Origin of the sequence: Paenibacillus sp. N3/727 (assembly GCF_022637315.1) — a bacterium.
In the GTDB taxonomy this organism is placed as follows: domain Bacteria; phylum Bacillota; class Bacilli; order Paenibacillales; family Paenibacillaceae; genus Paenibacillus_AQ; species Paenibacillus_AQ uliginis.
Genome location: NZ_CP093336.1, coordinates 4,974,826 through 4,998,446, shown reverse-complemented (window position 1 = coordinate 4,998,446; position 23,621 = coordinate 4,974,826). Strand labels below are relative to the sequence as shown.

Below are 23,621 nucleotides of genomic sequence, written 5' to 3'. Positions count from 1 at the left end.
TCAGCTATTGTCTGTCTGTTCGAACAAGTCTGCTTTATGATTGATATAGTATAATATCTCATTCGTATGCTGGAGATGCGACTGACTCATGGAGACAATGGAGGTATCAAGCTGCTGAACGATCGGCTGAAGACGCCGGCTATGGCTGGAATACATGTATCTGGAGAGACGCTGCCGGATTCCTTCCAACTCAGCATGACATTGCTGGGCATTTAACTTCCACCGTTCTGCGACACTTCGAAGCTCTGCTGGCGTAACCTGGATGGTTCCTACAGAAGCTGACCCTCCAGCTGCGGATACAGATGCTCCGGTGGCAAGAGCCATTTTTTGAAAAGCAGTCAATGCACTGCCAACTCCGCTAATCATATCCTTCACTTCATCGAAGAGGTTGAAGGAAGAAGGGATTCGTGGTGAATCCACGGGTTCGCCAGTTTCTCCGTCAAATAATGGATTCGATATGTATCCATCTTCAAACTTGTAGCGATCAAGATCATGATAGTTAGGGCCGTCTAAGGTATTGTTGATTTTCTCTTTCATACTGACACCATCGTTAGCATCTTTATAGTTGGAGTCAATATAATAGGTCGAACCTACATGGCCTTCATAACCGCCAAATTCACCACTAGCAATAATGTCTCCGGGATGAGCGAAATTGATAATCTGGGAGTCAAAATGACCCTCTTCCGCTTTTCTTCTAGCTTCTGGGGTCAGACTACCCACAACCGAAGGTGCACTGAAGGTAACGGCATCCATTCCTGTATAGGCCGATGCATATTGAGCATTTGCTCCTCCCAGAGAGTGGCCAGTCAAGGTGAAGTTAAGGTGCTCGTATTTGCTCTGCATTTCTTTAGCGTAATCCTCGGCTTGATAGAGCTGATTTGTTCCTGGGAACTGGAAGAATTTATCTACTTCTTTTGAAGCTTCGCCCATCCAGTTATTTAGTTGGGTTATACCTACGGCATCTTCAAATTTCTTAACCTGTTCATCCCAAGGGAGCTTAATTTCTGACTTTCTGTTTAGTTCATTGAGACCGATATCAATATCGTTTATAAAATCCGGTCCGGACCGAGCTAGTTCGGCTTTTCCTTCCGTCCCCCTAAAAGCTATTACTGCCTGATTTGTATCATTGTTTACGAAAGTAACGGCATCAAATCCGGAAAATGCTTTGCTTTCAGTATCTTCTAATACCTTCCATCCTGGAAGTTCTTCAAGTTCTTGATCCTTTTCTAGATCATCATAGGCTGAGCTGGACATTAATTTGTACGTCTCATCATCGATTCTGGACGATGTAGTCAAGTTACGTACCTCCAGAAATTATTTTTTTTTGATAAACGGTTCATAACCTTTGTCTCTTATCGCTTTAACGAGGTCTGGGCTCATAGCGAAATTTGATGTTTTATTGGTTTTGTAATTGACAGTAATATTGAAATATTGATCTTTACTTCCGATTACATTTCCTTTCAATCTGACTTCGTCGGCTATATATGCTGGAAGTATTTTTTCCTCCGTAATTTCAACATCTAGCTCATACTTATCTTTTAAATGCTTGATAGCAGTGGTCTTGGCCTGACTAATGATTTCTTCATTTTCATCGTTTTTAGTGGCATTGTTTTTGTCCATTTGTTGACATCCTCCAAGCAATAAAATAATAACGAGAAAACCAAGCAGTGCTATTAACGATCTAGATCTGGCATTAATAAGGATCAACCCCTTCGAAGTTTGATGATAAAACAAACAAGTTTGTGGCCCTCTAATATTTATTTTTTTCGACAAAAGGTTCATAAACCTTGGCTCTTATCGTTGTAACCAGCTCCGGGCTCATGCCGAAATAAAATACTTCGTTTTTTTCGTAATTCACACTAATAGTAAAAGCGTGTTCTTCACTTCCTATTACATTTCCCTCCAATATTATTTCGTCAGCTTTATATGATGGAAGTATTTTTTCTCCCGTTATCTCGACATCCAGCTTATACTTATCTATTAAATGTTTGATGGTCGTAGCCTTGGCTTGATCAATGATTTTTTCCTCATTGCTGCTATTTTTGGTCGAGGTCTTGTTAGCTATGGATTGGTATCCTCCAAGCAATAATACGATTACGAATAAGCCAAGAATTATATTTATGGAACGAGATCTGGCTATAATCATGATCAACCCCTTCGAGGTAACCTTACTTAGGTTATGATAAATATCAATCCAATAATTGGATGTGTTTAACCTTGAATTCTACAATCTGGAATTGTTTATTTCTATAGGAATAGATGCTCAAATAAATGCAGGACTCAAACGGGGACTTCCTTTTTTAGGTTATTTTTACAACTTTGGACTCATGACAAAATACTCAGTTGCTTTTTTCTCTGTTTTTTACGTGTTAGTTGTATTTATTTGTAAAGATCAAATCCATTGGCTAGGATTATCTTTTCAAGCTCTGAAGGGTAAAACAATAAATAAAATAAAGAAGCCTCACGCTGTCTTTCGATCAGCAGGAGGCTTCTTCATCTTTAATTTGCTCTACTTGGGTACGTTTCCTTTTGGATGTTCTTTTTATTTTTAAGAGTAGGGGTTTACGGTAGTAACACAATAACAGACGGAATATAAAATAAACTACGACAGAGGATATAAGACTATTTACAATAGATCCGATTAGGAAGTTTAAGCCCATATCGCCGAGTTTGCTAAAATAATCGGCTAGGACGGAATACTTTCTATCCGGAACAGGTATGTGGATTACATCTTGGAGTTTGATAGGTGTCGGAGAAGAGAAGAGATGGCTGACCAGGACGCCGATTTTATAATTAATGAAAAAAAGCAGAGGCCAGAGCAATTGGCCGATGGATGCGGCAATTACAGCGGCTGCCATATTGCCCCGAACCATCCGGCTAAATGCCATGGCAATTAATATATCGATCCCAAAGGTAGGGTACCAGCAAGGAAAAAAACCGGAAGAAAAACCGATAGCAATTTGATGGTCGCTGTTTTTCATACGAAGCAGCGATAAAAAGTAATATTTAAGTGTTCTCAAGAATTTTCGAAGCAATTGAAGTTTCCTCCAGAAGTTGCAGAATGGCAGGCATGGATGATTACATGATAAAGTGGCTATACAAAACACAGACAGAAGAAGGGGCCGTGTTGAACGCGGCCCCTTCATTAAATATTGCCTTATTTATAGTATACAGGATCGTTAAAACAAAAGATATGTGACACGAATATTACTTTGACACGCATAGTTATATGTGTTAAGTTGTACTCATCCCAAAATGAGGGAGGAAAATAGATGATTGAGTCATTACATAACAGCGATCTGGTTCGCGGTAATATTGATACGTTTATATTGAGGGTGCTAAAAGACGGAGATAATTACGGTTACCAGATTATTAAAGAAATATCTTTACGCGGCAACAATCGCTTCGAGCTGAAGGAGCCCACCTTGTATTCAAGTCTAAGAAGATTGGAGAAGCAGGGTTTCATTACTTCCTATTGGGGAGAAGAGACGCAAGGAGGACGGCGCAAATATTATACGTTAACAGCGGAGGGACAGGACAGATTCACTCAGAATTGGGAAGAGTGGAAGGCAGCGAGGGAAATTATTGACGTCCTGATTGGTTATGGAAAGGAGCAGTAAATGATGACAAGCAGAAATGATTTGGAAATTTTTGTAGACCGTTTATTTGCGAATCATAGAAAGACCAAAGCCGTATTAGATCTCCGAAACGAGGTCCTTAGTAATTTGGAGGCTAAAGTAACGGATTATATGGATAACGGAATGGAGTATCAGCATGCCGTTTGTCTTGCTATAGAGGATATTGAAGCGATTGACAATTTAATTGATGACCATCAGAAAATATATGTTAACCAATTCCGATATGACATTGCGCAGAATGTGCTCTTGCACACGTTGATTGCTTGGATTCTGACCATTCCGCTGCGGCTTATGCCGATGGGCATGATGGCGAACAACTTGCTTATTTTATTGATCGTTCTTTCAGGGATTTTCTTCTTCCTGTCCCATAGTCAAAAAGATGATCACCGCACTGCCATAATCAATACATTGAGGGTGCAGCGATTGAGTTATGCGGTGTGGGTCATCTGGGGAATATATGCAGCCGCAATTACAGCTTTTACGTTGATGACCCGCTTTGGTAGCGACTTATGGTTCGGACGAAGTATCCGGATCGATGGACCCTATACTTTTTACGTTATTGTACTGGAGTTTGTCATCCCTCTGATTACTGTAATCATTCCACTGTTGTTTCATAAGGCGGACAGACTTATTCAGAAATATGAGGTGAGAGAATGATGAATAAGAAGAATATATGGATTCTTATTCTGGTTATCATTGGTATAGGCGGTATTGTTGCTGTGGAGGGGTATGCGAAGCCAAAAGTGAGAGAGCAGGAAGCGCGATATGAAATAGAACAGAAGAGTCCTTATACTCACGATATATCGCGCTCTTTGAAGTTTAGGAGCAAATACATGGGTAACGCCGGGAATATTGGTAATCTCAACAACTCTCTTCCTTATAGCGATATGAACAACACGTTCCAGCTGTATCCTGATGAATTGACTGCGGAATTGAAATATAAAGTCTTATCGGCTGAGCTTGAAACTGCGAAGCTACAGGAAATGCTCTTATATGTTGCTACTGCGAATTTTGCAATGATTGATAACTTGCAGGCACTGCGCTTGACGTTCGAAGATGCTGTCTTTACGATTCAAAGAAAGGCAGTCGAGGAATGGTATGGTGGAGAGGGAAGTCTGGTTCTTTTGCAAAATAAACAGAACTGGCGTGAGCTCGTTCAAGACAAAATGAAGGATCGAGAGTTCACTCAAAAGTTTAATGATCAATTGGTGAAACGCGAAGCAGTTCAATAACGTTGAGTACGGTGATGCAAGCTTCGGGATTAGAAAAACGGCTCGCTAGGGGTTTCAATGGCGAGCCGTTTTCTTTAGAGATAAGGATGTATAAACTTCGGAGTAAATAGCACCCTTATCTCGCAAGAAAAACTACTGCTAAGTGCGGTCTGTCTTCTTTGAGGTACGTCGATTGACGTTTTTCTTACATTATTGTGTTGTCCTGCCCGCTCTTACACGGCGGCCATACTTGAAGGTGAGTGCCACACCGAATAGCATACCGATAAACGACATGACGGAGACGGATAAGTACAGCGTTTGTCCGCCGAAGGCGTTATAGATAGCTCCCCCTACATATGATGCAATGATGCCAGAAACCCCGAAGAACAGGAGAGCCAGAACGGTCTGGCCTGTTGCACGCCATTCCTCAGGAACGATTTGGTACAGATACTGGATTGCGGCCGAGTAGAAGATTGGAAAAGTAAACAGCTGCAGAACTTGCAGGTAGGCAAGCACATAAGGATCTGTAACCCATGCCGAGATGAAAAAACGCAAGAAATAAAAGGCGCCGGCTATCGTAATGATGATAAGCTCTTTTCCTTTCCGAAGCCACCAGAAGCTTAGGGCAAAAATTGCAATTTCGCTCCCGGCAGCAATAAACCAGGCTTGCCCGACTAGCTCTGAACTCCCTCCCAGCTCTTTGATATAGACACCGAGGAACGTGTCATTCATTCGTGCAGGGACGGAGCTGATGAAGACAAGCACGAGGAACAGCAAGGTCTCTTTGTTGCTCAGAAATTTTTTCAGACTGCTGAGGGTAACCGGCTTCCCTGTTACCGGAGCATCGGGCATTCCTATAATGATGATAAAGCCGACAAGTCCGATTCCAGCGAACAGATAGGCAAGACTGTGGGCACCCATATAGGACATGAAATAGCCGGAACATAGCGCCATGACGCCATAGCCGAGTGCACCATATGTACGAATGGAGCCGTAACTGATTCCGGCAGCCTCCGATACGCGAAAGTTTAAACTTTCTGTTAAGGGATCAATCGGCATCAGGAAAAAATATAACAGCATGGCGAATATAATGAGTATGGAATAACTGCTTGATGCATACAGCAAATACCCGATTACACTGGAGCAAATAAGCAGTAGGAGAAGAACCTTGCGGACTGTTTTGGTCCGGTCACTGATCATCCCCCATAATGGCTGGGCAAATATCGTTATAATACCGCCGCTGCCTACGATAAATCCAATTTGTGCAGGGTTTAATCCTTGCTCGGCTAGATATACAGGTAGAAAGGGAATGAAAATCGCCAGCAGTGCAAAGTATAAGAAGTTGAATGCTCGTAATGATGTAGTTGCTTTCATAAAATGTCCATAACCTCACTTGTTAGATTTGGAGGAGATTTATCCGTTGGGCTTTTTCAAAAGTGATTTATAGGTCTGCATATGACATGATAACATGGTTTTAGATTTCTATGCAGATTATCACTCCATATCCCGGCAAATCCAGTAATACACTAAAATCGCAAACATTTTCGCTATGAAAGGTTTTCGTTTTCGAAAAAATTGTTAGAATAGGAATAGCAGGATCTCAAGAATAAGGAAGATATCATTCGATTTAAAAGAGAGGAATATTAAACCTATGATTATTAAACCTAGAACACGCGGTTTTATTTGTACGACCGCCCATCCGGAAGGCTGCGCTCGTCAGGTGCTGGAGCAGGTGGAGTATATTAAGTCCAAACCTGAGATTAAAGGTCCTCGCAATGTACTCGTCATTGGTGCTTCAACGGGGTACGGTCTTTCAGCGCGTATCGCTGCGGCATTTGGGGCGCACGCCAATACGGTCGGGGTGTATCGTCCGAGTCAGGCAACCGAGAAGAGAACGGCATCAGCCGGATGGTACAATTCAGCTGCGTTTGAGAAAGCGGCCCGGGAAGCCAACCTTAAATCATTCAGTGTAACCGGAGACGCGTTCTCCGATGAGACAAAACAAAGAGTGATCGAGCTGATCCGAAGTGAACTGGGTCAAGTGGATCTGGTCGTGTACAGTGTGGCATCGGCTCGACGCACAAATCCGAAGACTGGCGAAGCTGTAAACTCTGTTCTTAAACCTATTGGAGCGACGTATACGAACAAAACGGTCAATTTCCATACTGGGGAAGTAAGTGAAGTAACGATCGAGCCGGCGACGGAGCAGGAAGTTCGTGACACGGTTGAGGTTATGGGAGGCGAGGATTGGGAAATGTGGATCCATCAGCTTCGCGAAGCTGGTGTGTTGACAGATAACGTCAAAACGATTGCGTACTCCTATATCGGATCGGATATCACACAAGCCGTTTACCGGGATGGCTCAATCGGACAGGCGAAGGATCATCTGGAGGCGACAGCTCAGAAATTGAATGAGGAGCTCTCAGACGGTGGAGGCCGAGCATTCGTATCGGTCAGCAAAGCACTGGTAACGCAGTCTAGTTCAGCGATTCCTGTTGTTCCTCTCTATGTGTCTGCCCTTTATAAGGTCATGAAAGAGAAAGGGCTTCATGAAGGCTGCATCGAACAGACCTACCGGTTGTTTACAGAGCGTTTGTACTCCGGTCAAGAAACCCCGATGGATGAGAAGGGCCGCATCCGTATTGATGACTGGGAGCTCCGTCCGGATGTGCAAGAGGAAGTGATCAAGTTGTGGGACCAGGTGAGCAGCGAGAACATTCATGAGCTTACGGATCTTGAAGGATACCGCCGTGAGTTCTTCCAGTTGTTTGGTTTTGAAACCAAAGGCGTGGATTACGACGCGGATGTTAATCCAGTTGTGGACATTCCTGAGGCACGATAAGCTATTCATAACAGCAGCAAGTTATAAGGCGAGAAGATCCCGAATGAAGCGGGATCTTCTCGTTTTTTTGTATTGCCAACTTTATTCGGGCAGATAAATAAGTTTCGAGAATTTTAGAATCAATAATGTGTTATATAGTTGACGATCTATTCGAGCCGGATTATTATTATCGTGACTGGAGTAAATAGGTTGGTGAATTTAGAAATGAATAATTTTTATCATGAAATTCGCTCGTTATACGCCTGCTATTGACATTGTATGAGGAGTATTAATCCAATGAAGAAAATAAATAGGGGCGTTTCAATGAAAAAGCACGACAAGGATTTTATGAGACAGCAAAACAAAATAACCGTCTATGAGTTGATTAAGAATGACAGTCCGATATCCAGAGCTTCCATAGCAAAGAAGACAGGAATGAGCCCGACAACAGTCAGCCGGATTGTTGGAGAATTGACTCAGCAGGGGTATGTAGCGGAATTTGAGCAGGTATCTTCTGGTCTAGGACGTAAAGCAACAATGCTAGGACTGGTGGAAAAATCTATTTTGTCTGTTGGAGTGGAGCTCGATAGGCAACGCATCAGTCTTGGTGTTGTGGATGTGAATGGCTCGTTAATGTACTCCAAGGTTTATCGCCGGATGCCCGAGGATAGCGTGGAGATGATAATTACCACCATTGCCCGTATGCTGCAGGAGATCGTCGAGTCGGAAGGTCTTGATTCCGCCCGTATCGCCGGAATTGGAGTAGGCCTTCCTGGAATCGTGGACAATGAGAACGGCATAGTCGTCTTCTCAGTACAGCTGGGTTGGAAAAATATCGACATTGCGCATCGTTTGAAAGCGTTAACAGGATATGAGGTGGCGATAGATAACGAGCTTAAGGTGAAGGCACTTGCCGAACATCTTCGAGGATCTGCTGCTGGGTCCAAGCGGACAGCATTGCTTGGTTTCGGAACAGGTGTGGGTTCGGCTCTTATAATTGAGGGCGAGATTTACCGGGGGGAATCCAATAGTGCCGGTGAAATCGGGCATACGACCATTGATCCGAACGGTGCGATGTGTGAATGCGGCAAAGCAGGTTGTCTGCAGACGTATATCATTACAAGCGCGTTGCTGCTTGAAGCGAACAAGATCCGCAAGGTGGATACATTGGAGGAGCTCTTTGAAGCACGGCGGTCCAAAGAGATGTGGGCTGTACAACTGATTGAGCGTGCACTCACTTATATCGCGATTACTGTGAACAATGTACTCTGTGTATATAATCCCGACATTGTTATTTTAAGCGGTGAGTTGATCGAGAATTTTCCAGAGATTCGACAGGAGATTGAGGATTTGTGCTTTAACCGATTTGTGTGGGAGCCGCTGCGGAATTCATTCAGCCTGCAATACACTGCCCTTGGAGAAGTGGGTGTTATGATCGGTTCCGGTTTGCTGGCTCAGACGCATTTTTTTTCATTGGAATAGAACGAAAAATTGATGAAAAGGTGGATTGAAAATGACTGGATTTACTGCTTTGGTTGAGGAATATCGGGGCGGGTTGCTGGAAAATGTGCATTACGGGGCAATTAGTGTTGTGGATGAGACAGGGAAAGTACTTTACAGCACAGGGGATCCTGAGCATGTGACATTTCTCCGCTCTGCTGCTAAACCGTTTCAGGCCATACCGGTAATAAAGCGTCGTATAGATGAGAAGTACGGACTAACTGGGGAAGAAGCCGCGCTATTTGCAGCCTCACATCGGGGTGAAGTCTTTCACATTCACGCTCTGGAATCCATTTTGCGTAAAACAGGCATTCAGGAGGAAGAATTACACTGCTGTCCGACCTATCCATTGAATGAAGATGCTAAGTCTCAACGACTGCGTGGGAACGAAGAGAAGCGCCGAGTATTTCATAACTGCTCCGGTAAGCATGCAGGATTGATCGCCCTTAGCAAACATATGGGTTGGGATTCTGAGACGTATTACAGACTGGAGCATCCTGTTCAGCAGGAAATCATTGAAACGCTTGCTCTGTTTACCGGGGTTTCGCAAGAGCAGATTGGTCTGGGAGTAGATGGCTGCGGGCTTCCGATTTTTGCGGTACCGTTAAAGTCGATTGCTTTAGCATATCTGAAGCTGGCTTGTCCTGATCTGATCCCGAATGAGGAGACACGCCTTGCGGCAGAGCGGATGTCTAAGCTGATGAATAATCATCCGAACATGATAGCTGATACCCGGTTTGTTTGTTCCACGCTATTAAAAGATTCAAATTTGACAGCTAAAGGCGGCGCAAAAGGTGTTTATGGAATTGGACTTCGTAAAGAACGAATCGGAATATCGCTGAAGGTATCCGATGGATCGGAGCAGGTGTGGCCGAGTATCATTGCATCTATCCTGAGGTTTATTGGATATAGCAACCAGCATACGATCGACAGTCTATATGAGTTGATTCCGAACCAGATCGTAAATGATAACGGTCTGGTAGTCGGTGAGCGCAAGGCGGTATTCTCGTTACAAGGTTAAGCAGGGAGGGGATAAATATGCATATTAAGTTGATTGCGGACCGGAAAACAGATGTTCAGATATACCCGTTATATCAGAAAGAAGAGTTTATTTACCCGATCCGCGATGCATACCGGGAAGCAGGCCATACGGTTTGGTTTCTCAGCCGCAGTGAGGAAGATAGAGATATCCTCGTTGTCGGTTTGGGTGAACGTAACAGGCTGGATCTGGAAACCGTACGGCGGGCGGGAGGTTTGTCCGCACGAAAGATTCAGAAGGAAGGATTGGTGTCGGCTTGTCTCGTTCGAAAGGCAGATCCCGGATGCTGTTCATTCAGTTCAGTGACATCATCGGAGTGGATTCAAGCTTGGTTGGAAGGCTGGTTGCTCGGGCTGTACGGATTTCATAAATACCGCACCTTATTCCCACTGCCTGTGGAGGTAACCCTGCAAATTCATCCGGGAGACTGGCCGGAGATGACGGAGAACGAACTACAGCAGGTCATAAGAACGGCTAAAATCCGGGCGGCCGGGACTGTGTTTGCGAGGGACCTCGTAAATGAAACACCTGATTATTTGCATCCAGACCGGATGGTTGAGTGGATAAAAGCTCGTTTTAAGGATATACCCGTAAAGGTCACGGTTTATAGCGGTGAGCAATTAGCGGAACGTCAAATGAACGGCCTTCTCAAAGTGGGGGCAGGGAGCGTTTACCCACCTGCCATGATCGAGCTCCGGTATGAAGGGGATGCGTCACTGCCGCTTATAAGTCTTGTCGGCAAAGGAATCACATTTGATATGGGCGGCATGAATGTAAAGAGCGGTAAAGATCTAAGTGATGCGCGAATGGATATGGGAGGTGCAGCCGCAGTTGCTGGTGCAATGGATATTCTTGCTTCACAACGTGCCAAGGTCAATGTGGTGGCGTTGATCGCAGTCGCCGAAAATGTGCCGGATGCCCATGCTATGCTACCTTCTTCAATCGTTACATTCCCTAATGGTATAACGGTTCAGGCAGCTAATACAGATGCAGAAGGAAGGCTGGTGCTTGCGGATGCACTGCTACACGCCGCAGCACTTGGAGCGGTTGAAGCGATTGATATTGCGACGCTTACGGGCAACGTAGGCGCAGCGCTGGGACTTGGCATTGCGGGTATATGGGGTGATGAGGCCATGACACAACGCCTAGTTTCCATCGGTGATCGAAATGGGGAGAGACTGTGGCCGATGCCGCTTATGGATGAATATGAGTCGGAGCTGCATAGCGATTATGCGGATCTTAGTAATATTGGTTCCTCATCACTGGCTGGGGCTATTACCGCAGCGCTCTTTATACGCAGGTTCGTCACCAAGCCTATGAAGTGGGTTCATATCGACATGGCTGGAACCGTACAGTATAAAGGGGATGCGGGCTATTCGGCATCAGGTGCTACCGGCTATGGTGCGCGTTTGCTCGCCGACTATGTCTTATCGCGGCATTGTACGGGTACACTTGACGAGAATGGTAAGGAGGTATTGTTATGATATTGGAAGTAATCGCGACTACGCTTCAGGATGCTTTGATTGCAGAAGAGTGCGGTGCGGATCGAATTGAACTAATTACAGCGGTAACGGAAGGGGGATTGACCCCCAGCATAGGATTAATCGAGCGGGTAACTGAAAGAGTTAATATTCCGGTTAATGTGATGATTCGTCCTCACAGCCGGTCATTTATTATGGATGACGAGGATTTGGAAACGATGCTGGCAGATATAACTCGAATTAAAACTACCGGAGCGGCAGGAATTGTTATGGGGCCTTTGACATTGGAGGGTACGATTGATGTGCCGGCGCTGAAAAAGCTATTGGCTGAGGCGGGACCTCTGGATGTTACCTATCACCGGGCTTTTGACGAAGCATTGGATCAACTAGCGGCGTATGAGGTGCTTAGCGTCTATCCGCAAATTTCCCGTATCTTGACTTCTGGTGGTCCTTCGCCTGCACCAGAGTCGGTTCCACAACTACAGCGGCTTGTAGAACGTTCGCAGGAAGGCGGGCCTCGAATTCTTGCCGGTTACGGTTTGACGCCGGAAGGGATCCTATCCTTTATTGAAGAAACGGGTGTGAAGGAGGTTCATTTCGGCTCTTCGATTCGGGAAGGACGCCGGGGTCTTGGATTGATTGACAGACCGCTTCTTCGGTCTTTAGCAGATAAGCTGCATCAAATAAACTAAGATGTTGACGGTTTTAATCGGTATACCAAACAACCCGCCTCTTCACTGATGGAGAGACGGGTTCTTCTATTTTTATGAGATGCACACTCGCTTATTTCAATGGAACCTGCTTGGATAATTTTTCGAACTGCTGCAGGTGCGGTGTAACTTTGGATTGGATGCTTTGAAAATATTTCAGCACCGCTTCATGTTTACGCTGCTCTGCTTTCGTGTCGCCTGGGAAGAAGGAGTATTCCTTGTTGACAGACCCGTTTTTATACTGCGCGCTAAACATCCTTCCCGTTTTCCAAGCTTCCTTCATGTTCGTATTACTACCCATGATGGTTAGTGACTCAGTACCGTTTTTATAGCTGAAACTGTAATCCGGATCGGCTAGCGCATGAATGACGTCATAACCGCTTTGAAGCTGATTGCTTTTGAACGTGCCGGTCTGAATCTGGTTCCATCGTACGGTGCCGTCTGCTAGGGTCACTTTATGGGTCAGTGTACCCGTACCCTCCATTTTGTCCCCGCTCCAGGACCCGCTGTATACCACTTTGTGCTGCTCGCCTTCTTTTGTATATTGATTGATATATTTTCCGTTACCGGAACGCATACCGTATTTAAAGTCACCTGAGTATTGTTTGCCATCTCCCCAGTTAATGGTTCCGCGTCCGTTCGGCTGGCCATTCTCAACATCGCCATAGTAAGTCATACGTTCTGAGATATGTATCCATTCCTTGGAGGAAGCGGCCTCGGCAGAAGGTGAAGCTAAAACAAACGAGGTGGCTGTAAGTGACGCAGAGAGCGCCAATGACAGGGATAAAGCAGCAATTTTGTTCATGGTTTATATTCTCCTTTTAGTTCTCATTCCGTCTTAGATTATTATACTCCTTTCGGATCGGGAGCATCATATACAAGTAGGCCCCCGGCTTCCATCCGTTGTTACCAGACTACTACGGCAGGCAACAACGGCGGTTCGGTAACCCTTGGGAAATCGAGGTGACCAGGAATTCAGCGATAATTTCCGGTTTTTATTTTGAAATATCAATAAAACCTTCTCCAAACACATCTCGTACATCGTGGATCGTGACAAAGGCGTTTACATCTTCAGCCCGAACGATTTTTTTAAGACTGGAAACCTCCTGCTTGCTGATCACAATGTAGAGTATATCTTTCGTTTGTCCGGTGTAATAACCGTACCCTCGTAATACGGTCACCCCGCGATCCATGACCTCCGTAACGTGATTTGCGATGCGTTCGTGATGGGCCGAAATGATGGTCACCGCTTTTTTAGGATTCAAGCCTTCAATGATGAACTCCATAGCTTTGGTCCCGATATAGAGGAGGACAACCGTAAACATGACCTTCTCCACCCCAATGACAAAGATGGACATTCCGGCAACGATGAGATCAAAAAACAGTAGGGCATAGCTAACATTCCAATCCCAATATTTATTCGCGAGGCGGGCTAAAATTACTGTACCTGCCGTCGTGCCTCCAACTCTGATAATAAGTCCAATCCCGACACCGGCAAACAGTCCGGCAAAAATAGCATTAATTAAAGGCTCGCTCGAGGATATCTGCCAGTTCTCTGTTAAGTGTAAAAACAGGGCGTTAAAAGCAACAGCGATGATGGTATAGTACGTCGTTCTCTTGTCCAGCAATTTGTATCCGATGATCAGCAAAATTCCGTTGATAACGATGCTGACAAGTGCCGGGGACCACTGCAATGAATAATACAGAATGATTGAAATCCCGGTAACTCCGCCTTCTCCGAGATCATTGGGAATGACAAACAGATTCACCGCCAGAGCGAAAATAAATCCTCCGATGAGCAGCATAAGCATATCAAAAGCTCTTTTTTTCATTCAAAATACCTCCATCACTTCAATAAACTCACAAAAAAAGCGATTAAAGGAAAAAAATCATCCTTTAATCGCTTTATGCAAACAAACATAGATTGCGCAGCTCTTTTGATAATCTCATTATAATGAACAATGCAGTTAATGTAAATGATTATAAGTTAATTCTGACTAGCGAACAGAAGAGCAGTATTTCGAGATGAAAGATAGCATCTTGAGCAGGAGAGGCAGCGCCACGGCGATGATAGAATAAAGAGCTGCTGGCGTCGTAATAAGTACAAGGCGAACAGGAGATGCTTTCTTTTCACTTCCTTCGGTTTAAGGTAGTGCCTGATAGTGAGGAAAGCGATAGGAATGAATGTCATTACATAGGCCGGGATCATCTGCCAACGCATGCCTTCGACGAGTCCGTGTGTTAGCACTAATACGGCGGAAATACCGAAACTAATGAGCAGGCTTCGCAGCGACTTGTTCCGAGCAAATATTAACCAACCGAGCAATAAGACATTAAAGATGATTAACAACATTTCAAAAGACCTCATAAGAATAAAACCTCCCAGTTACTGTTCTTGGTGCCTTCTGGTTCAAAGTATAAGACCTTCTGTAAGAGGACAATCAACTCTTATTTTTCAATCCATCAGAGAGCCAAGAAGAAACAAGAGTCGCACCATGTAACAATGGGGTAGAACGTTTATCGGGTCTTATCCGGTTGCTAACTTCATTCCTATTCCGCCGCTATTCCTACGTTTGCTCGTGCCGCTGCCGATACTGACCCGGGGTTATACCCTCCAGCTTCTTGAACGTTCGGTTGAAGTATGACGGCTGATAGCCGATTGCTTCCGCGATTTCGTTCATCATCATATCGGTCTTGACAAGCATTTCCTTCGCGCGGTTTATTTTCAAGGCCGTGACATAATCTACGTAGTTAGAGCCGATCATTTGCTTGAACGCACGGCTCAACTGCGAAGTGCTGACCCCCGCTTCGGCTGCAATCGTCTCGAGCGACAGTTCGTTCATGAAGTTGTCCTCAATGCGGGCAAGGACATCTTCCACAAGCTGCTTCATCGTCGTGTTGTAGCTCTTGGTAAGCGAATCGATATACGGCCGGATAATTTTACTCTGGAACCAGTCGAGGCACGCCTTCGTATCGCGGAGCGCGCTCAGCTCCTCGTACAGCCGGGCGCCGTCATAGACGGCATACGGATTATGTCCGGCCTGCAGCATGGCGCGGTGAATGTTGCCCATAAGCCGCATCAGCCCCTGATGCACGAGCCATTCGGCCGCTCCACCTGCTTGCATGGCGGCAACGAAACGCTCGAGTCCTTTCATTGCCTCGTCTTCCAGTCCCATGTTGAGCGCATGTATCAAGTCCTGTTCTAGTTCAATTGGGAACTGGACCCGATCAACCAGCTCTGGCTGAGATAATACTTGCTCCGCTTCGAGCAGCTGGCTAGCGGCGTCGAAGACACGATAACGCAATGCCCGCCGCGCCTGCTCCAAAGCATACGGCACGTCTGTCCATCGTTCGGTCGGGCCGCTCATTACGATGGTCGCCTTTAGACGGAGCACGTCGCGTAGAGCGCGCTCATACTGCCTGCACAGTCGGCGGAGCGACTCCCGCCCCTCCGTTTCCGATGCAGGCTGCGGTAGAATGAGCACGACACCGAAGGATCCATCGTCGAAGGCAAGTGTATGCGTGAATTCAGAAACATCCTCGGACAATTCCTCTACGGCATTAATGGCGGCATACGCCAGTAAATCATCGTCCTTGTCAGACAGAGGAGTACGCTCTTCGCCGAGCGGGTGCTGGCGGAAGACGACGGCGGCGAATCGCTTGCCCTCGATGTCCACGTCGAAGTTATGCAGCTTTGACGTCAACTCCGCCTCCGTCAAGTGCGTGGCCTGTCCGGTGACGAAGCGGTTGATGAATGCCTCGCGAAGGGCAGGCACGGACTGATTCAACTGGCTCTGCAGCGACTCGTTCGCGAACCGGTATTGCTTCCACTCGTGCTCGATATAATCGAGCTCGTTGCGCACGGCCGTGTCCGGTTTCCGCCAGCCGGCAAGCATATCCATGACCCGCCGGATCGGATTATAAATCCGTCTTGTTGCGTACCAGCTCAGCACAAGAGCGGCTACCAGCACTACGGAGAAACAGATAAGAATAATGTGCGTGTACGCCTGGGTCGGAGCAGTGATAACCGATCGCGGCGTGCCGGAGACGAACGTCCAGCCGCTGCCGAGCTTCTCGAACGTGACGGCGTTAACGAGCAGCGCATCTCCGTTCAAGGGAACTTCCCAGCCTTCTGGCAGCAAGCTACCTTCCTCAGCTTCAGACAGCTTGCTGCGGATAGCATCAAGCGCTTCGGGGGATTGGGCAGCACGATCGGACTGGCCGATGACGTGCCCTTCGCTGTCGAGCAGGATTGCCACCTTATCCGTATCGGTGAAGAGATGCAGCTTTGACGGATTCAAATAAATGACGATCGCCCCATACGGCGTTGCGCCGTTATAAGGCAGTTTCATGACGATGGCATGGGTGGAGCCGCCTTGCTGGAACGGGGTATCCAACTGATGTGTCCAGAAGATGCCGGTGTCGGCATCCATAAGTGCCTGCCACTGTTTCAACTCCACTGTGTCCTCCAATGTACGGGCGCCGAGCGACGTCTGCAGCACCTTGGCTTGCTTGTCCACATACAAATACACCTGGTCGATAAGAGGATCAGCGTTCTGAACGAGCGACAGCATATCCAGGAGCTGATTCGTCTCTTCGAAGCGATTGGCGAAGTCCATGTCGGACAATGTCGGCTTGAAATGCGGCTTCACGACCATCTGTACCGCGTATTGGATAAGCTGTCCGAACTGATTGTCGATTTGCTTGGCCGCATCCATCAGGGCTTCCTCGTTCTTCAATTGAAACTGCTTGACCAAATGCTGATTGCCGAAATACAAATAGGCCGCGCTAATGACTGTTATCGGCAGAGATGTCAGCAGCACGGCAAGAACCATGCTCTGCCAATAGAACACTCCTTTCTGTGTGAACTGCTTCATCCAAGGATGCCTCATCTATAAGTTCCTCCTTGTCGCTCCCACGAATGCCTGTACTTCGGTACAACTCGTTTATATCATAAATATACTTAATCGGAATCAGCTTGAAAAGGCTTTCATTGATTTCACAAGACAGGTGCGTTCGATTTCCGCTACAGAAAAAAAGTGCAATCCGGGGAAATTGATACCTGCTTCACAGCGATAGCAACATAGAAAAGCCTTGTCCGATGAGGCTTTCAGCCGTTGAAGCGGATGGGGAGCACCATGACGCTCCGAGCGGAAAAAAAGTCAAATTGCATGGAATTGTGATAGCGTTTACATTGTGGTTAACCGTTTCGGAAATGACATCGTTAGCATGAACATGAAAGTGAGGTTTTTATATGAATCGACAAGATATCGCCGCAACCGCCGCGGGGAAGAAGGGTGGCTCTGTCTCTACTAAACGGATGGGGCGACGGAGCGTTTGGGCGGATGTCAAGCGGGAGAAGTATCTACTTTTGCTAGCTTTGCCAGGCGTCATTTTCTTCATTATTTTTAAGTATATTCCGATTACGAACTTGGTTATTGCCTTTCAGGACTATTCACCGTATTTCGGTATAACGGGGAGTCCATGGGTCGGATTCGAACACTTCAGCCGTTTTTTCAGCAATGAAGATTTTTATATGCTGCTGCGCAACACGCTGGCCATAAGTTTTCTCAATTTAATTTTCTTCTTTCCGGCACCCATCATTTTGTCCATCATGCTGAATGAAGTGCGCAATGCCATCGTCAAGCGGACCGTGCAGTCGCTGATTTACATTCCGCACTTTCTGTCTTGGGTACTCATTTATGGCTTGACGTTCCTCATGTTCTCTCAATCCGAGGGCTTGGTGAACAAATTTATGATTTCCATGGGTAATGACACGATAGATATTTTGTCCAACCCCAATTATTTCTGGGGAATGCTGACTGCGCAGTCCATATGGAAAGAAGTCGGCTGGGGTACGATTATTTTCCTCGCGGCTATCGCTGGTATCGATCCGCAGTTGTATGAAGCAGGCGTCATGGACGGGGCGGGACGGATGCGCCGCATTTGGCATATTACGCTGCCCGGCATGCGCAACGTCATTATGATTCTGTTCATTCTTCGTCTCGGGACGATTATGGATACGGGCTTCGAGCAGATTTATCTTATGATGAACGCAGCGGTGTCGAATGTGGCTGAAGTGTTCGACACGTATGTGTACCGAGTCGGCATCAAGCAAGGGGAATTTAGTTACAGTACGGCCATCGGCCTGTTTAAATCGCTTGTCGGCGTTATTCTGGTCGTGACGGCCAACAAAGTAGCGAAGAAATTCGGGCAAGACAGCCTGTATTGACGGGTGAAAGTAATGCGCATGAGAGGAGTCGAGCTTCATGAGAGATTTAGGCTGGAAAGACCGCCTGTTTAACATTACCAACGTATCGTTATTGCTACTGATCAGTTTGGCAACTGTATTTCCCATTTATTATACGGTTGTACTGTCCTTTACGGATCCAACGGAGTATTACAGCCGGCCGTTTATCCTGTTTCCGCAGAATTGGACGCTTGATGCCTACAAGCATCTGTTGTCGAACGGTCTGTTTATGAGCTCGCTTGGCATGAGCACGTTTCTCGCTACAGTGGGGACGGCGTTTAGCCTTATTGTAACGGGCGGGTTGGCTTATGCCTTGTCGCGAAAGCGCCTCCCGTTCCGCAAAACGATTATGTTTCTTATTCTACTGACGTTTCTGTTCCAGCCGGGCCTGGTGCCGCTGTACTTGATTGTCCGCAATTTGGGGCTCATAGACAGCGCGTGGTCGCTTATCCTCCCGGCTCTCACGAGCGCTTGGTACGTACTTTTGATGAAGGGCTTCTTTGACAGCATTCCGGACAGTCTGGAAGAAGCGGGACGCATTGACGGCTGCAATGAAATCGGTGTCTTCTGGCGTATTATGTTACCGTTGTCGCTGCCGGCGTTGGTGGCGTTCGGACTGTTTTTCGCGGTCGGATATTGGAATACGTACTTCAACGCCCTTATGTTCATCAACGATCAGACGAAGTGGCCACTGCAGGTACTGCTACAGAATATGTTGGTGGATCCGTCGACGATGGGTGGAGGAACAGGGGGGCTGGAGTTTCGCTTAAACCGTCAAATGCCTTCAGAGACGCTCAAGATGGCGGCGGTCGTTATCGCGACCGTGCCGATTATGCTGGTGTATCCATTCTTACAGAAGCATTTCGCCAAAGGCGCGATGGTCGGTTCTGTCAAAGAATGATAATGATATAAGGATGCACAAGGTTAAATACCATGACAAGGTGAAAAAGGGGAGGGTCCACACATGCAAATTAAACACAAAAAGTTGACATCAGTGCTCAAAACGTCGATGCTGCTTCTGTTGGCAAGCTCGGTGCTGCTGTCGGGGTGCGGCGGCGGTAAGGACAATGCGTCTGGTCAAGCAGGCGAAGGCGGCCCAATAAAGATTACGATGCAGACACTGAACTACGCGCAGGATATGGTGGACAAGAGCAGTCCGCTCTGGCAGGAGCTCGAGAAGAAGACGAATACGGAGCTCGACATTACGTGGCTCACGCCGACGACGATCCAGGACAAAGTGAACGTGATGCTTGCTTCGGGTGACCTGCCGGACGTGACGTTTGTCGAAACCCTCAACAACTCGCAGCTTCAGAAGATGATCCAGCAGGGAGTGTTCTGGGATCTGACGCCGTATATTAAGGATTACCCGAATCTAAGCAGCCCGCAGCTCGCACAGATGTGGGAGGATTCGAAGGTCGGCGGCAAAAACTATGCCATTCCGCGCTATTATCCGAGCTATGGCGGGGGGATGTTCCCGATGCTGCGCAAGGATTGGTTAGACAAGCTGAGCTTAGAGGCGCCGACAACGATGGACGAGTTGTTCGACGTGTTGGTGGCGTTTAGAGACAAGGATCCAAACGGAAATGGTCAGAAAGATGAAATCCCTTACGCAACGACACCAGCTTCGCTTCTCTTCATGTACGGCATTTATAACGAAACATTAGGCAACTGGAAGTTGAAGGATGGCAAGCTTGTACCAGTCATTACAGAGGATGCATCCCGCGACGCGCTTCTCTGGATTAAAAAGGCATTCGACGAGGGGCTGTTACCAAAAGATTTTGCCATTATGAAGTTTTCCCAAGTCGTTGATCTCGTGCGCGGCGGCAAGGTGGGTGCGAGTGACTTTTCGATGAATGCGGTATGGGGACACGGTAAGGTAATCCGTGATGCGATTCCGAAAGCTGAACTTATTCCAACTGCGTATTTAGAGAACCCGAACGGCTACAAATTTACGCCATCTGGCTCGTCGTATTATGGGGTGTATCTCATTCCGAAGAAAGTGCCTGAAGAGAAAGTGAAGAAGATTCTTGAGGTGTTCGATTATGGCAACAGTCCGGAAGGTAACGTTATGCTGTATCATGGCATGCAAGGTGTTCACTACAATGAGGAAAATGGAAAGAAAGTACTTACGGAACAGGGTAAAAAAGATATGGTGGGCGATGGCAATATGTCGAGCTTGTTCCATCTCATCAGTGACGAAATGTCGATCGGCGAAGTCGGCATGCCGGACGACTTGTATGAGCGCAACGTGCAGATCGTGAACGAACGCAAGAAGATTGCGGTGCCGGAGCCAGCGCGAGGATTGTATTCAGATGCATATAACCGTCTCTATCCGGAGATTGAGAAGAAAGTCGCTGACATACGTACGAAGGTCATCATCGGCCAAGAGACGATCGAGGCGTACGATCAATTCATCGAGCAGTTGAAGCAGGATAAAAACTTGCAGCTCATTACTGAAGAAATGAACAAGGAATATGAGAAGAAGATTGCGAAGTAAGTAATTGATAGAGAGGAGTGCCATAGTTTGGCGCTCCTCTTTGTATTTTTTGCACACACAGGTATTGATATTGTGTCCTTAAAAAGTCTGTAAATGTAAAATCGTTGACAGTTATAATTAGGCTCTACTAGTATTAAAGTCAGCTATCAAAATGTACACCAATGAATGTGAAGTCGAAACATCTAACAATAGTGAAAGGAGTGTTATTGGGGAAAAGCAGATGAAACAGAATACTAATGTGAGAAAGGGAGATGAAATGATGTATTCCTTATTTCGGAAATCAATGCTCTGGTGTCTATCGGTACTTATTCCAATCTCTATGTTTTTGAGCAGTTCCGGACGAGCAGAAGCAAGCAACACCGATACCACATTCGGACAGCCGGTTGATCTGGGATCTCCGATACAACAGATCAGCATTTTCGATAGTGCGTATAACAAGGTTAATGGCAATGATTATATGTATACAACAGTGAGCGGTACACCCGCAGTGCTGAACGTAATCAATCTTAGCACTTATGAAATCGTAGATACACTACCACTGAAGGGCAGTGCACAGGCATGGGTACATAAGGCGGATAAAAATGGAAGCGTTTACGTGGGGTCGACCTCCAACATATTGTATCGTTATGACTCATCAAGCGGGAAGATTGAAGAGCTGGGAACGCCGATACCAGGAGAAGGTGGCATCTGGTCTATGACACTTGATGATGATGGGAACGTATATGGAGGAACTTTTCCTGGCGGGAAAATTTTTAAGTATGATGTTACTCAAAAACAATTTATTAATTTCGGCAGCGCAGTTGAAGGACAACAATATGTTCGGTCAATGGCTTACCATAACGGATCGATCTATGCTGGCACAGGCTCAACCGGACATTTGATTAAGATGGATCCGACAAGTGGCGCGAAAGAAGAAATTCCGCTGAAACCAATACCGGGCGTAAGTGATTATCCGTTTGTTTACAATCTTGATGTGGCGGGAGACTACTTGTTTGCCCATTTATCAGGCGGTTCTATAAAGCAGTTGATTATCTATGATCTGGTCAAGAAGGAGTGGCTTGACGCTGCTGTAGATGGATTTGACGGTGTTAAAGTATCTCCTGAACTGAACGGAAAAGTTTATTTTTTGAAAAGCCAAAAACTAGTGTCCTTTGATCTTACCTCTCATGAAGTGAGAGATACGGGCATTTCCCAGGTCATGTCTATGAAAAATTCCGGTTGGATTGGTTCAGACATTCAAAATATGAAACTAGCCAGCATCCAATTCAATGGAATTGTCACTTTGATGCAGCCTGAACAAGGCGTTCGTGAAGAACTTCATCCAATTGTGGAAGGGCAAAGTGCACCTCTCCATATTCTTGAAAAGGGTCCAGACGGGAATCTGTACATGAGTGCTTATCCTAGCGCAAATGGTGCACGTTATAATCCGGTAACCAAGTCCCGCGAAATGTTTACAATGAATCAGGCGGAGAGTATGGGGGCCTACCGGGATAAGCTTTATATTGGCATATACCCTGGCGCTCAGATCCATGAACTCACTCCTGACCTTCCTATCAAGCCAAATGAAAATCCGATTTACAAGTTCAGCATTGGTGAAGAACAGGATCGGCCGTATGTGTTTGCGGCAGGGGATGACAAAGTGTTTTTCGGAACGGTGCCTTTATACGGTAAACTTGGAGGTTCATTAGTTACTTACGAGCCTGCCTCTGTTACATCGGTTACATATTCGGTTTACAGAAATGTTGTCGAGGACCAGAGCATTGTCGGTCTGGCATACAGAGACGGAAAGGTTTATGGATCCACAAGTATTCATGGCGGACTTGGCGTAGAACCTACAGCAACCGAGGCTAAAATGTTTGTCTGGGATACGGTAACAGATAGCAAATTAACCGAATTTACTCCAGACCTGGCAACTGCTCTTAAAAAGCCGGTTATGATCAGCGGTTTAACCTTTGGTCCTGACGGGTTGCTCTGGGCAGCGGCAGACGGAATCATCTTTGCGGTGAACCCGGAAACGCTGGAAATTGAGAAAGAAGCTTCAATATATCCGGAAGCGCAAAATTACGGCATGTGGAATCCTATTCACCTTCGATGGGGACAAGATGGACTGTTATATACAGATCTATACGGAAAGATAACAGTGCTCGATATCAGTACGATGGAAGTTGTGTACACTGGTCCTAAAACCAACTATATGACCATCGGAGATGATGGAAACATCTATTATGTTGAAGGAACCCGTCTAAAAATGATTCCAGTCAATGATAGCGGAACAGAACAACCCGGAACTAAACCTTCCACAGATGTGAATGGCGATGGTAAGGTCAATCTCCTCGATTTAATGATGGTTGCAAAACATACTGGCAGTCCTGTTTCGGATACAATCTCTTATTTAGATATGAATGGAGACGGAATGATAGATGTGACAGATGTCGGATTAATAGGCTTATCGATGATGGAGAATTGATTCCAAG

Annotated in this window: 20 protein-coding genes; 12 read left to right on the top strand and 8 right to left on the bottom strand. The window is 46.2% G+C overall.

Annotation, left to right across the window (positions count from 1 at the left end; genetic code table 11):
- The 4 genes from MNQ98_RS23250 to MNQ98_RS23235 form a co-directional block, all read right to left on the bottom strand.
- On the bottom strand, positions 1 to 1,254 hold the full coding sequence (locus MNQ98_RS23250; protein WP_481856787.1) for a Tle-like phospholipase domain-containing protein: 1,254 nt from the start codon (positions 1,252 to 1,254) through the stop codon (positions 1 to 3).
- A 60-nt stretch (positions 1,255 to 1,314) separates the two neighbouring features.
- Positions 1,315 to 1,620 carry a hypothetical protein gene (locus MNQ98_RS23245; RefSeq protein WP_241930369.1) on the bottom strand — a complete coding sequence of 102 codons (306 nt, stop codon included), beginning with the start codon at positions 1,618 to 1,620 and terminating at the stop codon, positions 1,315 to 1,317.
- 130 nt (positions 1,621 to 1,750) lie between these two features.
- Positions 1,751 to 2,146 (bottom strand): hypothetical protein, encoded by a 396-nt coding sequence (locus tag MNQ98_RS23240; protein ID WP_241930368.1) that lies wholly within the window; start codon positions 2,144 to 2,146, stop codon positions 1,751 to 1,753.
- 331 nt (positions 2,147 to 2,477) lie between these two features.
- On the bottom strand, positions 2,478 to 3,035 hold the full coding sequence (locus MNQ98_RS23235) for a DUF2062 domain-containing protein (RefSeq protein WP_241930367.1): 558 nt from the start codon (positions 3,033 to 3,035) through the stop codon (positions 2,478 to 2,480).
- A 237-nt stretch (positions 3,036 to 3,272) separates the two neighbouring features.
- On the opposite strand from MNQ98_RS23235, the gene MNQ98_RS23230 reads away from it, so the two are divergent.
- Genes MNQ98_RS23230 through MNQ98_RS23220 form a run of 3 tightly spaced genes read left to right on the top strand, consistent with a single transcriptional unit; the run spans position 3,273 to position 4,870 of the window.
- Complete coding sequence (locus MNQ98_RS23230; protein ID WP_208918209.1) at positions 3,273 to 3,620, top strand: PadR family transcriptional regulator; 348 nt, start codon at positions 3,273 to 3,275, stop codon at positions 3,618 to 3,620.
- Positions 3,621 to 4,295 (top strand): permease prefix domain 1-containing protein, encoded by a 675-nt coding sequence (locus MNQ98_RS23225; protein WP_241930366.1) that lies wholly within the window; start codon positions 3,621 to 3,623, stop codon positions 4,293 to 4,295.
- Complete coding sequence (locus tag MNQ98_RS23220) at positions 4,292 to 4,870, top strand: DUF4825 domain-containing protein (protein WP_241930365.1); 579 nt, start codon at positions 4,292 to 4,294, stop codon at positions 4,868 to 4,870. Before MNQ98_RS23225 ends, MNQ98_RS23220 begins: the two co-directional genes overlap by 4 nt.
- A gap of 189 nt (positions 4,871 to 5,059) precedes the next feature.
- On the opposite strand, the gene MNQ98_RS23215 is transcribed toward MNQ98_RS23220, so the two are convergent.
- The gene (locus MNQ98_RS23215; protein WP_241930364.1) at positions 5,060 to 6,223 is read right to left on the bottom strand and encodes an MFS transporter; all 1,164 of its coding nucleotides are present in this window, start codon (positions 6,221 to 6,223) and stop codon (positions 5,060 to 5,062) included.
- 277 nt (positions 6,224 to 6,500) lie between these two features.
- On the opposite strand from MNQ98_RS23215, the gene fabV reads away from it, so the two are divergent.
- The 5 genes from fabV to MNQ98_RS23190 all read left to right on the top strand — a co-directional run bounded on the left by fabV (position 6,501) and on the right by MNQ98_RS23190 (position 12,382).
- Complete coding sequence (fabV, locus tag MNQ98_RS23210; protein WP_241930363.1) at positions 6,501 to 7,691, top strand: enoyl-ACP reductase FabV; 1,191 nt, start codon at positions 6,501 to 6,503, stop codon at positions 7,689 to 7,691.
- A gap of 276 nt (positions 7,692 to 7,967) precedes the next feature.
- On the top strand, positions 7,968 to 9,152 hold the full coding sequence (locus tag MNQ98_RS23205) for an ROK family transcriptional regulator (protein WP_241930362.1): 1,185 nt from the start codon (positions 7,968 to 7,970) through the stop codon (positions 9,150 to 9,152).
- A gap of 31 nt (positions 9,153 to 9,183) precedes the next feature.
- Complete coding sequence (locus MNQ98_RS23200; RefSeq protein WP_241930361.1) at positions 9,184 to 10,191, top strand: asparaginase; 1,008 nt, start codon at positions 9,184 to 9,186, stop codon at positions 10,189 to 10,191.
- Positions 10,192 to 10,208: 17 nt separating this feature from the next.
- Complete coding sequence (locus tag MNQ98_RS23195; protein ID WP_241930360.1) at positions 10,209 to 11,693, top strand: leucyl aminopeptidase family protein; 1,485 nt, start codon at positions 10,209 to 10,211, stop codon at positions 11,691 to 11,693.
- The gene (locus tag MNQ98_RS23190; RefSeq protein ID WP_241930359.1) at positions 11,690 to 12,382 is read left to right on the top strand and encodes a copper homeostasis protein CutC; all 693 of its coding nucleotides are present in this window, start codon (positions 11,690 to 11,692) and stop codon (positions 12,380 to 12,382) included. Before MNQ98_RS23195 ends, MNQ98_RS23190 begins: the two co-directional genes overlap by 4 nt.
- 91 nt (positions 12,383 to 12,473) lie before the next feature.
- Here the strand turns inward: MNQ98_RS23190 and MNQ98_RS23185 are convergent, their stop codons facing one another.
- From MNQ98_RS23185 to MNQ98_RS23175, 3 genes are all read right to left on the bottom strand, one after another.
- Positions 12,474 to 13,205 carry an MORN repeat-containing protein gene (locus MNQ98_RS23185; protein ID WP_241930358.1) on the bottom strand — a complete coding sequence of 244 codons (732 nt, stop codon included), beginning with the start codon at positions 13,203 to 13,205 and terminating at the stop codon, positions 12,474 to 12,476.
- Positions 13,206 to 13,395: 190 nt separating this feature from the next.
- Positions 13,396 to 14,232, bottom strand: a complete 837-nt coding sequence (locus MNQ98_RS23180) for a YitT family protein (RefSeq protein ID WP_241930357.1) — start codon at positions 14,230 to 14,232, stop codon at positions 13,396 to 13,398.
- A gap of 735 nt (positions 14,233 to 14,967) precedes the next feature.
- Positions 14,968 to 17,277: a helix-turn-helix domain-containing protein gene (locus tag MNQ98_RS23175; protein ID WP_241930356.1), complete on the bottom strand. Its 2,310-nt coding sequence runs from the start codon at positions 17,275 to 17,277 to the stop codon at positions 14,968 to 14,970.
- 443 nt (positions 17,278 to 17,720) lie between these two features.
- On the opposite strand from MNQ98_RS23175, the gene MNQ98_RS23170 reads away from it, so the two are divergent.
- The 4 genes from MNQ98_RS23170 to MNQ98_RS23155 all read left to right on the top strand — a co-directional run bounded on the left by MNQ98_RS23170 (position 17,721) and on the right by MNQ98_RS23155 (position 23,614).
- On the top strand, positions 17,721 to 18,632 hold the full coding sequence (locus MNQ98_RS23170; protein WP_241934016.1) for an ABC transporter permease: 912 nt from the start codon (positions 17,721 to 17,723) through the stop codon (positions 18,630 to 18,632).
- Positions 18,633 to 18,669: 37 nt separating this feature from the next.
- Positions 18,670 to 19,551, top strand: coding sequence for a carbohydrate ABC transporter permease (locus MNQ98_RS23165; protein ID WP_241930355.1), 882 nt, complete (start codon positions 18,670 to 18,672; stop codon positions 19,549 to 19,551).
- Positions 19,552 to 19,614: 63 nt separating this feature from the next.
- A complete protein-coding gene (locus MNQ98_RS23160; RefSeq protein WP_241930354.1) occupies positions 19,615 to 21,147 on the top strand; it encodes an extracellular solute-binding protein in 1,533 nt (510 codons plus the stop codon).
- 220 nt (positions 21,148 to 21,367) lie between these two features.
- The gene (locus tag MNQ98_RS23155) at positions 21,368 to 23,614 is read left to right on the top strand and encodes a dockerin type I domain-containing protein (RefSeq protein WP_241930353.1); all 2,247 of its coding nucleotides are present in this window, start codon (positions 21,368 to 21,370) and stop codon (positions 23,612 to 23,614) included.
- Positions 23,615 to 23,621: the final 7 nt, after the last annotated feature.

Coding starts and splice junctions, on each gene's coding strand:
- MNQ98_RS23250 (WP_481856787.1), bottom strand. CDS start 1,254: ATGTCCAGCTCAGCCTATGATGATCTAGAAAAGGATCAAGAACTTGAA.
- MNQ98_RS23190 (WP_241930359.1), top strand. CDS start 11,690: ATGATATTGGAAGTAATCGCGACTACGCTTCAGGATGCTTTGATTGCA.
- MNQ98_RS23200 (WP_241930361.1), top strand. CDS start 9,184: ATGACTGGATTTACTGCTTTGGTTGAGGAATATCGGGGCGGGTTGCTG.
- MNQ98_RS23180 (WP_241930357.1), bottom strand. CDS start 14,232: ATGAAAAAAAGAGCTTTTGATATGCTTATGCTGCTCATCGGAGGATTT.
- MNQ98_RS23185 (WP_241930358.1), bottom strand. CDS start 13,205: ATGAACAAAATTGCTGCTTTATCCCTGTCATTGGCGCTCTCTGCGTCA.
- MNQ98_RS23195 (WP_241930360.1), top strand. CDS start 10,209: ATGCATATTAAGTTGATTGCGGACCGGAAAACAGATGTTCAGATATAC.
- MNQ98_RS23165 (WP_241930355.1), top strand. CDS start 18,670: ATGAGAGATTTAGGCTGGAAAGACCGCCTGTTTAACATTACCAACGTA.
- MNQ98_RS23225 (WP_241930366.1), top strand. CDS start 3,621: ATGATGACAAGCAGAAATGATTTGGAAATTTTTGTAGACCGTTTATTT.
- MNQ98_RS23205 (WP_241930362.1), top strand. CDS start 7,968: ATGAAGAAAATAAATAGGGGCGTTTCAATGAAAAAGCACGACAAGGAT.
- fabV (WP_241930363.1), top strand. CDS start 6,501: ATGATTATTAAACCTAGAACACGCGGTTTTATTTGTACGACCGCCCAT.
- MNQ98_RS23215 (WP_241930364.1), bottom strand. CDS start 6,223: ATGAAAGCAACTACATCATTACGAGCATTCAACTTCTTATACTTTGCA.
- MNQ98_RS23155 (WP_241930353.1), top strand. CDS start 21,368: ATGAAACAGAATACTAATGTGAGAAAGGGAGATGAAATGATGTATTCC.
- MNQ98_RS23230 (WP_208918209.1), top strand. CDS start 3,273: ATGATTGAGTCATTACATAACAGCGATCTGGTTCGCGGTAATATTGAT.
- MNQ98_RS23170 (WP_241934016.1), top strand. CDS start 17,721: ATGGGGCGACGGAGCGTTTGGGCGGATGTCAAGCGGGAGAAGTATCTA.
- MNQ98_RS23160 (WP_241930354.1), top strand. CDS start 19,615: ATGCAAATTAAACACAAAAAGTTGACATCAGTGCTCAAAACGTCGATG.
- MNQ98_RS23245 (WP_241930369.1), bottom strand. CDS start 1,620: ATGGACAAAAACAATGCCACTAAAAACGATGAAAATGAAGAAATCATT.
- MNQ98_RS23220 (WP_241930365.1), top strand. CDS start 4,292: ATGATGAATAAGAAGAATATATGGATTCTTATTCTGGTTATCATTGGT.
- MNQ98_RS23240 (WP_241930368.1), bottom strand. CDS start 2,146: ATGATTATAGCCAGATCTCGTTCCATAAATATAATTCTTGGCTTATTC.
- MNQ98_RS23175 (WP_241930356.1), bottom strand. CDS start 17,277: ATGAAGCAGTTCACACAGAAAGGAGTGTTCTATTGGCAGAGCATGGTT.